Annotated in this window: 11 protein-coding genes; 10 read left to right on the forward strand and 1 reads right to left on the reverse strand. The window is 70.3% G+C overall.

What is annotated here, in order from left to right; translation table 11 throughout:
- Positions 1-46: 46 nt before the first annotated feature.
- The 10 genes from OHA58_RS34510 to OHA58_RS34555 all read left to right on the forward strand — a co-directional run bounded on the left by OHA58_RS34510 (position 47) and on the right by OHA58_RS34555 (position 11025).
- Positions 47-1105, forward strand: coding sequence for an LLM class flavin-dependent oxidoreductase (locus OHA58_RS34510; protein WP_405483637.1), 1059 nt, complete (start codon positions 47-49; stop codon positions 1103-1105).
- Positions 1102-2325 carry an ATP-grasp domain-containing protein gene (locus OHA58_RS34515; protein ID WP_405483638.1) on the forward strand — a complete coding sequence of 408 codons (1224 nt, stop codon included), beginning with the start codon at positions 1102-1104 and terminating at the stop codon, positions 2323-2325. Before OHA58_RS34510 ends, OHA58_RS34515 begins: the two co-directional genes overlap by 4 nt.
- 3 nt (positions 2326-2328) lie before the next feature.
- On the forward strand, positions 2329-3573 hold the full coding sequence (locus OHA58_RS34520; RefSeq protein ID WP_405483639.1) for an acetyl-CoA carboxylase biotin carboxylase subunit family protein: 1245 nt from the start codon (positions 2329-2331) through the stop codon (positions 3571-3573).
- 52 nt (positions 3574-3625) lie between these two features.
- Positions 3626-4870, forward strand: coding sequence for an MFS transporter (locus tag OHA58_RS34525; RefSeq protein ID WP_405483640.1), 1245 nt, complete (start codon positions 3626-3628; stop codon positions 4868-4870).
- Between the two features lie 123 nt (positions 4871-4993).
- Entirely contained in the window at positions 4994-5500 is a 507-nt protein-coding gene (locus OHA58_RS34530; protein WP_405483641.1) for a flavin reductase family protein, read from the forward strand.
- Positions 5501-5598: 98 nt separating this feature from the next.
- Positions 5599-6663, forward strand: a complete 1065-nt coding sequence (gene hppD / locus OHA58_RS34535) for a 4-hydroxyphenylpyruvate dioxygenase (RefSeq protein ID WP_405483642.1) — start codon at positions 5599-5601, stop codon at positions 6661-6663.
- Between the two features lie 53 nt (positions 6664-6716).
- Positions 6717-7634, forward strand: a complete 918-nt coding sequence (locus OHA58_RS34540; protein ID WP_405483643.1) for a phytanoyl-CoA dioxygenase family protein — start codon at positions 6717-6719, stop codon at positions 7632-7634.
- Positions 7634-8542 carry a prephenate dehydrogenase gene (locus OHA58_RS34545; protein WP_405483644.1) on the forward strand — a complete coding sequence of 303 codons (909 nt, stop codon included), beginning with the start codon at positions 7634-7636 and terminating at the stop codon, positions 8540-8542. The genes OHA58_RS34540 and OHA58_RS34545 overlap by 1 nt, the downstream gene beginning before the upstream one ends.
- 3 nt (positions 8543-8545) lie before the next feature.
- A complete protein-coding gene (locus OHA58_RS34550; protein WP_405483645.1) occupies positions 8546-9880 on the forward strand; it encodes a PLP-dependent aminotransferase family protein in 1335 nt (444 codons plus the stop codon).
- 20 nt (positions 9881-9900) lie between these two features.
- Positions 9901-11025 (forward strand): alpha-hydroxy acid oxidase, encoded by a 1125-nt coding sequence (locus OHA58_RS34555; RefSeq protein WP_405483646.1) that lies wholly within the window; start codon positions 9901-9903, stop codon positions 11023-11025.
- Positions 11026-11129: 104 nt separating this feature from the next.
- On the opposite strand, the gene OHA58_RS34560 is transcribed toward OHA58_RS34555, so the two are convergent.
- Positions 11130-11828, reverse strand: a complete 699-nt coding sequence (locus OHA58_RS34560; protein ID WP_405483647.1) for an SDR family oxidoreductase — start codon at positions 11826-11828, stop codon at positions 11130-11132.
- Between the last annotated feature and the right edge of the window lie 177 nt (positions 11829-12005).

The following is a 12005-nucleotide window of genomic DNA, read 5'->3' on the forward strand; positions in this document are numbered from 1 at the left end:
GGACGCGACCGCGTGCCCGGTGCCTGCAACGGAAGGAAGAAACACGATGGAACCCCTCCGTCTCCACTGGTGCTCGCCGCCCGACACGGGACAGGCGACGCCCACGGACACGTACAAGATCGGCAAGCTGGACATGGGCGAGGTCAAGGACTTCGTCCAGGAAGCCGAAGAACTCGGCGTCGACAGCCTGCTGTTCGGCATCTCCAACTACCTGCCCGACCCGCTGCCGGTGCTCGGCGCCCTCTCGCAGGTGACGGACCGCGTCAAGTTCATGCTGGCCTACCGCCCGGGCCTGATGTCGCCGACCCTCTTCGCGCAGGTCGTCAACACCCTGTCCTGGATGACCGACGGGCGCATGTCCCTCAACATCGTCTCCGGCATCTCCCCGGCGGAGCAGGCCGGTTACGGCGACTTCCTCAGCCACGACGAGCGCTATGCCCGGTGCAACGAGTTCCTCGAGGTCATCCGCGGCCTCTGGGAGGGCGAGTCGCCGATGAGCTACGACGGGCAGCACTACACCGTCAAGGACGCCGCGCTCGGCCTCGGCCACAAGGGCGGCGGACGCCCGGAGATCTACATCAGCGGCGCCTCCGCCGTCGCCCAGGAGACGGCGATCGCCTCCGGCGACTGCTGGCTGCGCTACGGCGACACCCCCGAGGGCATGGCCAGGGCGAGCAAGCCGCTCCTCGACGCCGGCCGCCGCGTGGGCACCCGTATGCACGTGCTGTCCCGCGCCACCCGCGAGGAGGCCGTGGCGGAGCTCGCCAACCTCATGCGCAACCCGGACGAGGACCACACGGCATGGATCCGCCAGTGGGTGGACACCACCGACTCCGAGGCGGTCAAGTCCTCGTACCAGCTGGCGGACAGCGCCAAGGACGAGTGGCTCTCGCCCTACATCTGGACCGGTGCCGTGGCCTACCGCGGCGGCCCGGCGCTGTGCATCGTCGGCAGCCACGAGGAAGTCGCCCGCTACATCCACAGCTACAAGGCCGCGGGCATCAGCGAGTTCATCTTCTCCGGCTGGCCGACCCGCGACGAGATGCGGAACTTCTTCACCCACGTCGCCCCGCTGATCCGTCGCCTCGAAGAGCAGGAGTCATGAGCGAGCGGGAGGAGCGCGAACTGCTGCTCGTCGGCGTCGGGGTCATGGGCCGCCCGTACGTGGCGGCCGCCCGCCGGCTCGGCCTGCGGGTGCGCGGCATCGAGTCGCAGGACTGGGCCGCCGGCATCGAGGGCCTGGTCGACGCCGTCGAGCCGAGCCAGGGCCAGTACGGCTCGCTGGACGAGCTGTGGGCGGAGACCGCCCACGACGCCGCCCTGCGCAGCCGCCCGGCCGGGATCGTCGCGTTCACCGAGTGCCACGTCCTGGGCGCCGCCCTGGCCCAGGACACCCACGGGCTGCCCGGACCGTCCCTGGGGGCGGCCGTGATCTCGCGGAACAAGGCACTGCAGCGCGGGCGGTTCCGCGCCCACGGGATCGGCCAGCCCGACCACCACCTCACCAACGACCTGGCCGGGGCGGCCGAGTGGGCCGAGTCCCGGCTCCCCGTGGTGATCAAGCCGCTGTCGTCGGCCGGCAGCGACGGCGTCGAACTCGTCGCCGACGCCGCCGCCTTCGACGCCGCGGCGGTCCGACGCGCCTCGGAGCGGCCGCTGCTGGTGGAGAGCGCGGTCGAGGGCCCCGAGTACAGCTGGGAGGCCCTGGTCCGCGACGGCGAGGTCTGGTTCGCGAACCTGACCGCCAAGACCACCACGGGCGCACCCGACTTCATCGAACTGGAGCACCGGGCCGCGGTGTCCCTGCCGCCCGCCGAGGCCGAGCAGGTCGCCGAACTGGGCCGGTCCGTCATCGCCGCCATCGGGATGCGCACCGGCATCGCGCACCTGGAATTCCGGATGACGAGCTCCGGCCCCTCGGTGATGGAGGTCGCGGTCCGCACGCCCGGCGACTACATCATGGAGCTGTGCTCCCTGGCGTACGGGACGGACTGGTTCGAGCTGGTGCTGCGGCTCGCCGTCGGTGACGAGCTGCCGCCGCCGCCCGAGGGGCCGGTGAAGTTCTCGGCCAGCCTCTTCGTGGTCTCCGATCCCGGCGAGGTGATCGCCGTCGACGGTGTCGACGAGATCCGCGCGCACCCCGCCGTCGTGGACGCCGCCGCCAAGGTGAAGGCCGGCGACCTGGTCCGGCGCACCTCCTCCTCCCCGCAGCGCACCGGGTACGCGGTACTCGCCGCGGACTCACGCGAGGAGCTGGAAGAAGCCATCGAGTTCGTCCGGCGAACCCTGTCGATCAAGACGGTTCCCGTGGCTACGGAGGAGTAAGACGTGCACATTGTCGTCGTCAACCGCTGGCCGCGGTTCACACAAGGGCCGCGCTGGGACTTCTCGATGGGCCGCTTCGAGGAGCTCATCGACCATGAGCGGCACCGCGTCAGCTACGTCGTCGACGCGGTCGGCGCCACGGGGATCCTCGCCGATCCCGAGCGGATCGCGAGCACCGTCCAGATCGAGGACGTCAACGACTTCGAGGCGCTGCGCGACGCGGTCCGCCGGGTCACGGACGAGGTCGGCCCGGTCGACCGGCTGATCGCCGTCTCCGAGTTCACCCTCGGCATCGCGGCCGAGGTCCGCGAGGCGCTCGACATCCCCGGGCCCCGCCCGGAGGACGTCGCGGTCTACCGCAACAAGCTGCGCATGAAGGAGCTCGTCGCCAAGGCGGGCGTACGCGTACCCCGCTTCGACGCCTGCGAAAGCGCCGGGTCCGCGCTGGAGTTCGCCCGTGCCACCGGGTTCCCGCTGATCCTCAAGCCGGTCTCCGGGGCCGCGAGCATGGGCGTGCACCGCGTCGAGGACGAGGCCGCGCTCACCGCGCTCCTGTCGGAGGTCGACCTCGCCGACTACGAGCTCGAGGAGTTCGTCGAAGGCGTGATCCACCACGTCGACGGGTTCGCGGACGCGGACGCCGGGATCCCGTTCATGGCGGTGTCCCGCTACATCAACGACTGCCTCGCCTTCGAGGCCGGCGGGCAGCCGCTCGGCTCGGTCGTCGTCCAGGACTCCCCGCTGCGCGCCCGTGTGCACGAGTTCGCCCGGCGCTGCGTGTCGGGTCTGGGCATGACCTCCATGCCGTTCCACCTGGAACTCTTCGTCACGCCCGACGGGGACCTGGTGTTCCTGGAGATCGCGGGCCGCATCGGCGGGGCCGAGGTGCCGTACCTCACGGACAAGCTCTTCGGGGTCAACCTCTTCGAGCTCTGGCTGGACGCCCTGTGCGAGGGCCGGGCGACGGTCCCGCCGCAGACGGGCGACCCGTCCGGCGGCTGGCTGATCATCCCGAAGCCCGCCGGACTGCCGGCCGAGGTCGTCTCGGTGACCTCCATGCGGGACCGCTTCGCCACGATCTGGCGGGAGTTGGTGCCCGCCCCGGGCGAGGTGATGGAGCCCGGCGGCAGCTATGACGCGGTGCACAGCGGGCGGTTCATCTTCACCGGCGACGAACCGGCCGTCGAGGAGGACATCCGGAAGATCATCGCCGGTTTCCACCTCGAAACCGTTCCGGTGGCGCGGTGAGGGGTCCGGGGCCGGGCCGCGCCCGGCCGAGCACAAGGGAGCGATCGATCTCATGACCACGCGATCCGTGCTGCACCGACGGCTGTTCGCCTGCGGTGTCCTCCTCGGGGTGGTCGCCGAGCAGATGGTGCTGTTCGCCGTCCCGCTGCTCATCTTCCAGGACACCAAGGAGGTGTCGGCCCTCGGCCTGGCATACGCGATCGAGTGGCTCCCGGCCCTCCTCGCGTTCCCCTTCGCCGGACTCCTCGCCGACCGTGACGGCGGCGCGCGCCTGTTCTCCGTCGTCACGGCCGGCCGGGCCGTCGTCCTCGGCGGCGCCCTCGTCGGCTGTCTGGCCGCGCCCTCACTCCTGACGCCCATCCTGATGACGGCCGCGCCGCTGCTCTCGCTGCTCATGGCACCGGTGCGCATGTCCGTCGAGAAGGTCGTGCCCCAGCTGGCCAAGGGCACCGAAATGGCCAAGATCCAGGGCCTGGTGCAGAGCATGGAGGTCTCGGCGATGGCCGTCGGCCCTGCCCTGGCGATGCTGGGCGTGGCCTTCATCGACAAGGTCTGGCTGCTCGGCGCCGCCGCGGCGGTCTTCGCCGCCGCCGCTGCCTGCTGGCTGCCGCTGCCGCGCGGGCTGCGCACCTCCAGCACCGGCGGAGTCGCGGAGATCGTCGCCGAACTCCGGCTGGGCTGGGCCCTGTTGGTCCGCAGCAGGCCGCTGGTCCTGCTGGCCTCGCTCAACTTCTCGATCAACCTGGTCTTCGCCGTGGTGCTCGCCGCCAACGCCGCACTCGTCACGGGCGTGTTCCACGCCCCCGAGTCGTCGTTCGCCCTGCTGAACATCTGTATCGGCGTGCTGGGGATCGTCAACCTCCTGGTCATCCCGTTCCTGCTCCGGTACGTCAACGTGCGGGTGCTCGGAATCTTCGGCCTCGCCCTGCTCTGCTCCTGTCTGCTGCTCATCGGCTTCGCCTCCTCCATGCAGCTGTACGCCCCGGCGTTCGTGGCGGCCATGGTCGGAGTGACGTACTTCAACGTCTTCAACCGGACGCAGCGCATCAAGGTCCTTCCCGAGGAACACCTCGGAAAGGTGATGGGGCCGTTCTATCTGCTCAATATGCTGGCCATGCCCATCGCGGGAATTCTGGTGGCCGGCTCCGGATCAAATCTGGGCCCGCAACAACTCGTCCTGGTACTGGCCGTGGCGCTCACCGCGTTCGGTGCGCTCATGCTGCCGCTGACGATCCGGGCATTCGGCGGCGCGATTGCCGCACGGGAAGCGACTCTCGTGGGCGCCACCGCGGAATAACCGCCACCGCGGAATAACCGCCGCCGCGAAGGGGCGGCGGCGGTTACGAAATCACCATCACGGGCCGTTGGTTGCTTCGCCCTGCCCGAAAACGATTCACGAGCTGCTCCGCGGAGGAACTTGATGGACGTCGGTTCAATACGTTTCAGTGAACTCTTTGGCTCGTTCCCGACCCCGATCGCCATCGTGACGGCAACGGATGGAAGCGGTGAGCCGTACGGTTTCACCAGCAACGCCGTCTGTGCGGTGTCGGCGGCTACATCGACGCTGCTGGTCTCCGTCGGCAAGGGGTCCCGCACACTGCCGGCGATCATGTCGTCGCGGGCGTTCGCGGTGAACTTCCTCTCCTCGTCCGGGCGCGACGCCTCTCAGGTTTTCGCGAGTAAGGTCACGGACAAGTTCGCCAATGTCGAATGGCGCCCCTCGGCCCTTGCCGAAGGCGCGCCTTTGCTCACCGAAATCGCACTCGGTCTTGCAGAATGCAGGGTTGAAAACGCGATCGAGGTGAGTGACCATTGGCTGGTCATAGGCCGGGTGGAAGGCTACGAAATATTCCCCCGTGAGCCACTTCTCTACCGTCGGGGCGACTACGGTGTCTGGTCGCCGCTGAACGAGTTCTCCACTCTCTAGAGCGAGGTTCGGGGTCGAATCTCTCGATTCACCCGCTCGCCACTCTCTGAAAACATCTCGGCTTTCTCTTGTCGGACATGGAAACAGAAGGGTTTTGCATGAATATCGGGGCCGTAGACCACGTCGAGTTCTACGTCGGAGATGCCCAGCAGTCCGCGTTCTACCTCTGCACCGCTTTCGGCTTCCGTATCTGCGGCCAGGCCGGTCCCGAGACCGGACAGACCGACTACCGCTCGCTGCTGCTGCGCCAGGGCGGCATCGAGGTCGTCCTGACCTCCGCCCTCAACTTCTCCCACCCGGCCGCGTCCTACGTGATGCGGCATGGTGACGGTGTCGCCAACATCGCCTTCGAGGTCAGCGACGCCGCCAAGGCCTTCGAGCTGGCCGTCGAGCGGGGCGCCACCGCCGTCGAGCAGCCCACCGTCCACAGCAAGGACGGCACCGAGGTGGTCACCGCCGCGGTCCTGGGCTTCGGTGACGTCGCCCACCGGTTCGTCCAGCGCACCGGCGACCGCGAGCAGTTCCTGCCCGGCGTGATGGACATCATCGCCGCCGACCCCGAGGCGGGCGAGGAGCTGCTCAGCACCGTGGACCACGCGGCGATCTGCCTGCCCGCGGGCCAACTGCGCCCCACGGTCGCGTTCTACGAGAAGGTCTTCGGCTTCTCCCAGATCTTCGAGGAGTTCATCGAGGTCGGCACCCAGGCCATGGACTCCAAGGTCGTCCAGAGCCCGTCCGGCAAGGTGACCTTCACCCTGATCGAGCCGGTCACCGACCGCGAGCCCGGCCAGATCGACACCTTCCTGGCCCGCCACGGCGGCGCCGGCGTGCAGCACCTGGCGCTGCTCTGCGACGACATCGTGGACACCGTGCAGACCCTGGAGAAGCGGGGCACCAACTTCCTGCAGACGCCGGGCTCGTACTACGACGAGCTCCAGGAGCGGTTCGAGCGCCCCGACATCCAGGTCGAGGAGCTGCGCCGGACCAACGTCCTGATCGACGAGGACCACTGGGGCCAGGTGTTCCAGATCTTCACCCAGTCCCAGCACGTACGGAAGACGTACTTCTGGGAGGTCATCGACCGGCACGGCGCCCGCACCTTCGGCAGCGGCAACATCAAGGCGCTCTACGCGGCGGTCGCCCGCGAGAAGGCCGTCTCCTGACCCGGCACCGTGCGCCGTCCCTCCGCCGAACCACGCACCTTTTAAGGAAGACCATGACCATCCAGGACGCCCAGAGCTTCACCCTCACCGACGAGGAGCGCGCGCTGCTCCCGACCGACGAGGACGTCGCCTTCTACGCCGAGCACGGCTGGTACCTGTCGAAGAAGCTGTTCACCGACGAGGAGGCCGAGCAGCTGGAGGCCGCCAGCGAGCGCTTCTACGCCGGCCACCGCGACCGCACCCTGCCGGTACGCCCGCCCAAGCTGGCCTACTGGGAGCCGGAGAAGGGCGACGTCCAGCGGCACAACGACTACATCCACTACGAGGACGACACCATAGGCCGCATCCTGCGCAAGCCGCTCCTTGCCGCCGTCGCCGCGCGCCTGGCCGAGGCCGAGCAGATCCGGGTGTTCCAGTCGACGCTCATCTACAAGCCCCCGGCGGCGCAGGAGCAGTCGAACATCGTGCCCTGGCACTTCGACCGCCACTACTGGTCCACCTCCACCTCCGAGCGGATGCTGACCGCGTTCATCCCCTTCCACGACTGCGGTGAGGAGATGGGCACCATCACGATGGTCGACGGCAGCCACCTGTGGAAGGAGACGGCCGAGAACGACGCCACCTCCCTGCACTTCGCCGAGCGCGACGGCTCCGAGCTGGACCAGATGCTGGAGGACAACGCGGCCTTCAACGGGGTCGAGGTCAAAAAGATCCCGGTCTTCATCCCCAAGGGCCACGTCAACTTCCACCACTGCCGCACCTACCACGGCAGCGGTGCCAACGTCAGTGACCGCCCGCGCCGCGCCATCTCCTTCCACCTGCAGGACGGCGAGAACCGCTACCGCGACTTCCTCCGCTCGGACGGCACCCAGGTCAACTACAACCACGACGTGCTCGTGCGCCGCACCGCCGCGGGCACCCCCGACTACAGCGACCCCGAGTACCTCCCGCTCCTGTGGAGCGACCACTGATGCGAAGTGCCGCAGTGGTCGGAACCGGCCTGATCGGTACCTCGATCGCCCTGGCCCTTCGGGGCCGGGGCGTGACCACCTACCTGATCGACGCGAACCCGGAAGCGGCGCGCACCGCCGCGGACCTCGGGGCCGGTATCGCAGGAACACCTCGTGGACCGGTCGACCTGGCCGTCATCGCGGTACCACCGCGGCACGTCGCGGCGGCGCTGAAGGAACACCAACTGCAGGAACTCGCCCACGACTTCACGGATGCCGCGAGCATCAAGGAACTGCCCCAGCGGGAAGCGGCCCAGGCCGGCTGCGACCTGACCCGCTTCGTGGGCGGGCACCCCATGGGCGGCCGGGAGCAGTCCGGCCCGCTCGCCGCCCGGGACGACCTGTTCCACGGGCGGCCCTGGGTGCTCACCCCCTCCGCCCACACCCGGGCGCAGACCGTCGAACGCGCCCGGCACCTGGCCGAGTTGTGCGGCGCCCGGCCGGTCGTGATGGCCCACGCCGAGCACGACCGGGCGGTCGCGCTCACCTCGCACGCCCCGCACCTGGTGTCGAGCCTGCTTGCGGGGCGGTTGCTGCACGGCGACCCGTCCCAGCTGGTGCTCGCCGGACAGGGACTGCAGGACATCACCCGCCTCGCCGCGGGCAGCGCCGACCTGTGGACCGACATCCTCGGCTCCAACGCCGTGGCCGTCGCCGACGTCCTCGCCGGTTTCGCCCAGGACCTGCACCAGGTGGTCGACGCCCTGCAGGGCCTGGGCGCCGCCCACGAGCCGGAGCGGCAGCGCGTCCACACGGACCGGCTCACCACGGCCCTGGTCCGCGGCGTCCAGGGCCGGGCCAAGATCCCCGCACGCAGCACGGCCCCCACCCTGAACACGGCCTACGCGGCCGCGCCGAGAGGAGTCTGAGCGGTGACACAAGCCGCCCCGCAGTCCCCGCACGCCCTGGCGCTCGGCGAGCTGCACGGGTCGCTCAGCGACCCGGTCCTCGACGCCATGAACTTCCTCAACGAGGTCGTCGGCCGGTTCCCGCAGGCCATCTCCTTCGCGCCCGGTCGGCCCACCGAGGGCGACTTCGAGCCCGAGGACGTCGCGCGCCACCTGCACACGTACACCAGCTATCTGGAAGAGACCCTGGGGTGGTCGCGCGACCGGGTGCGCACCCAGCTGTTCCAGTACGGCCGCACCAACGGGATCATCCACGAGCTGATCGCCCGGACGGTCGCCAACGACGAGGGGATCGAGGTACCCCCGGAAGCCGTCGTGGTGACGACCGGCTGTCAGGAGGCCATGCTCCTCACTCTGCGGGCGCTGTTCGCCGCCCCCGAGGACACGCTGCTGGTCAGCTCGCCGTGCTACGTGGGCATCACCGGCGTGGCCCGGCTCCTGGGCATCCGGGTGCGGCCCGTACCCGAGGGCCCCGCCGGACCAGACCCGGAGGCCGTGCTGACGGCCGCGCGCGCCGCCAGGGAAGCCGGCGAACGCCCCCGGGCCTTCTACGTCGTCCCGGACTTCGCCAACCCGTCCGGCACCAGCATGGGTCTCCCGGCCCGCGAGCGACTGCTGCGGGTGGCCGAGGAGGAGGACCTGCTCGTCCTGGAGGACGACCCCTACGGCTTCTTCGTACGGACCGGCTCGGCCCGCCCCACGCTCAAGGCCCTCGACACGGGCCGCCGCGTGGTGCACCTGGGCTCCTTCGCCAAGACGGCGCTGCCCGGGGCCCGGGTGGGCTACGTCATCGCCGACCAGGAGGTCATCGGCCCGGGCGGCCGGCGGTCGCTGCTCGCCGACGAGCTGTCCAAGATCAAGAGCATGACGACCGTCAACACCTCGGCCGTCAGCCAGGCCGTCATCGGCGGACTGCTCATCGAGAGCGACTGCCGGCTGCGCGAGGCGAACGCCGGGGCCATCGCGTACTACCGCACGAACATGGACACGCTCCTCGACGAGCTGGAGCGGCACTTCCCCGCGGAGCGCCGGGCCGAGCTCGGCATCTCCTGGAACCGTCCGGACGGCGGCTTCTTCGCCGTCGTCACCGTGCCCTTCGCCGCCGACCACAAGGCCCTGGAGCTGTCCGCGCGCACCTACGGGGTGCTGTGGACGCCGATGAGCGACTTCCACCTGGACGGCGGCGGCACCCACCAACTGCGCCTGTCGTGCAGCGCGCAGAGCCCGGAGGCCATCGCCGAGGGCATGGCAAGGCTGGCCGCCTTCATCACCGCGCAGAGCACCGGCGCCGCCGCCTGACGGCCGGTGCCCTGAACCCCTTGAACAGTACGGCGAACGGAGAAGATGTGGTGCTGGCGCTGCACGCCTACGAGGCAGTGGCCAAGGAGCGGCTGCCGGGACCGGTGTGGGACTTCTTCGCGGGCGGCAGCGGCACCGAGTCGATGCTGACGGCGGGGCGGGAGGCCCTGGACCGGATCCGGCTGCGGCCGCGCTGTCTCGTCGACGTCTCCCACTGCGACCCCCGCACCGAGCTGCTCGGGGCGGGCCTTGCCGCCCCCCTGGGCATCGCCCCCATGGCGTACCACCAACTCGCCCATCCGGAAGGCGAGGTGGCGGCGGCGCGGGCCGCGGGTGAGGCCGGCGCCCTGTTCACGGTCAGCATGTTCGCGAGCCGGACGCTGGAGGACATCGCCGCCGCGGCCACCGGCCCGCTGTGGCTGCAGCTGTACTGGCTCAAGCGCCGCGACCTCCTGGTGGACCTGATCCGCCGGGCCGAGGCCGCCGGTTTCCGCGCGCTGGTCCTGACCGTCGACGCGCCCAGGGTTGCATTCCGTCCCCGGGACGCCGCCAACGGGTTCGCGGTGCCCCCGGGCATCCGGGCGGTCAATGTGGCGCACGACGTGATGGCCGCCTCGCACGGCGGCCGGGACGGGGAGTCGGCCATCGCCCGGCACTCCAAGGAGCAGTTCGACGCCTCGATCACCTGGGAGGACCTCGCCTGGCTGCGCGAAGTGACCTCCCTGCCCCTCGTGCTGAAGGGGCTGCTCTCCGGCGAGGACGCCGAACTGGCCGTCAAGCACGGCGTCTCGGGGCTGGTCGTCTCCAACCACGGCGGCCGCCAGCTGGACTTCTCCCGCAGCGCCCCCGACGCCCTCGCAGAGATCGCGGACGCCGTCGACGGGCGGTGCGCGGTCGTCCTCGACGGCGGGGTCCGGCACGGCGCCGACATCGCCAAGGCCCTGTGCCTGGGCGCGGACGCGGTGATGGTCGGACGCCCGGCCCTGTGGGGGCTCGCCCACTCCGGAGCGGAGGGCGTCGTGGACGTCCTGCGGCTGCTCATGGGCGAGTTCGAGGAGGTCATGGCCCTGATGGGGGCGCCCACCGTGGCCGACTTCGAGCGGTCCGGGGTGGTCCTTCCCGGGTGCGCCCACATCCCTGCCTGACGCCGCGCGTCCACTCGGACGCCCGAAGGCGCCCTCGGCCCGCACCGCGTGATACGCGGCGGGGGCCAAGGGCGCCTATTCGTAAGTTAGTTGGGAGCGCGGCGTCAGCCGACCTGCCCGGCCGGGCGCATGGTGATGTGGTTGATGTCCACGCCCGCGGGCTGGTTGACGACGAAGACGATAGTGTCCGCGATGTGCTCGGCGGTCATCGCCGGCGCCGTCTCGGGGGTGCCGCCGCGCTTGTCCCAGAACGGGGTGTCCACCACCCCGGGGGCGACGACGGTCACGCCGACCCCGTCCTTGCCTACCAGCAGTCGGGTGTTCTCGGCCAGCGCGTGCGCGGCCCACTTGGTGACCGAGTACAGGTTGCCGGGCGTGTTGCGCACCCCGGCGACCGAACCGATGATCACGATCCGGCCCTTGGACTCCCTGAGGTGCGACAGGGTCTCCCGCACCAGCAGGGCCGGGCCCAGGACGTTGGTGAGGACCATGGCGCGCATGTCCTCGGGGGCGTGGCTCTCCAGGTTGCCTGGCAGCGAGAACCCGGCGTTGGCGATGACGTTGTCCAGCCGGCCCCACGCGTCCACCACGTGGCGCACGGCGGACGCGACGTCGTGCTCGTCGCTGGTGTCGCCGGTGATCGTCAGCAGCCGCTCGCCCGCTCCGGCCGAAGCGGCGAAGGCGGCCAGCTTCTCCGCGTCACGTCCGGTGACGCCCACGCGGTGGCCCTGCTTGAGCAGGGCGCGGGCGGTGGCGGCGCCGATTCCGGTCGAGCCACCGGTGATCAGCGTGACGGGTTCCATGGGACGGCCTCCTCGGTGATGCGGTCATCGGGGGTCCACCAGGGTCCCGGACGTCGATGAACGCGAGGTGGCGCGTGAGGTCGACCGACTCCGGGCCGCCGGTTCCCCGGAACGCCTGCACTATACCCAGAGACCTTCCCGCCGAGCCGGTGAACCGTCGCTGACCGGCCACGATGC

Origin of the sequence: Streptomyces sp. NBC_00009 (assembly GCF_045040855.1) — a bacterium.
In the GTDB taxonomy this organism is placed as follows: domain Bacteria; phylum Actinomycetota; class Actinomycetes; order Streptomycetales; family Streptomycetaceae; genus Streptomyces; species Streptomyces aureus.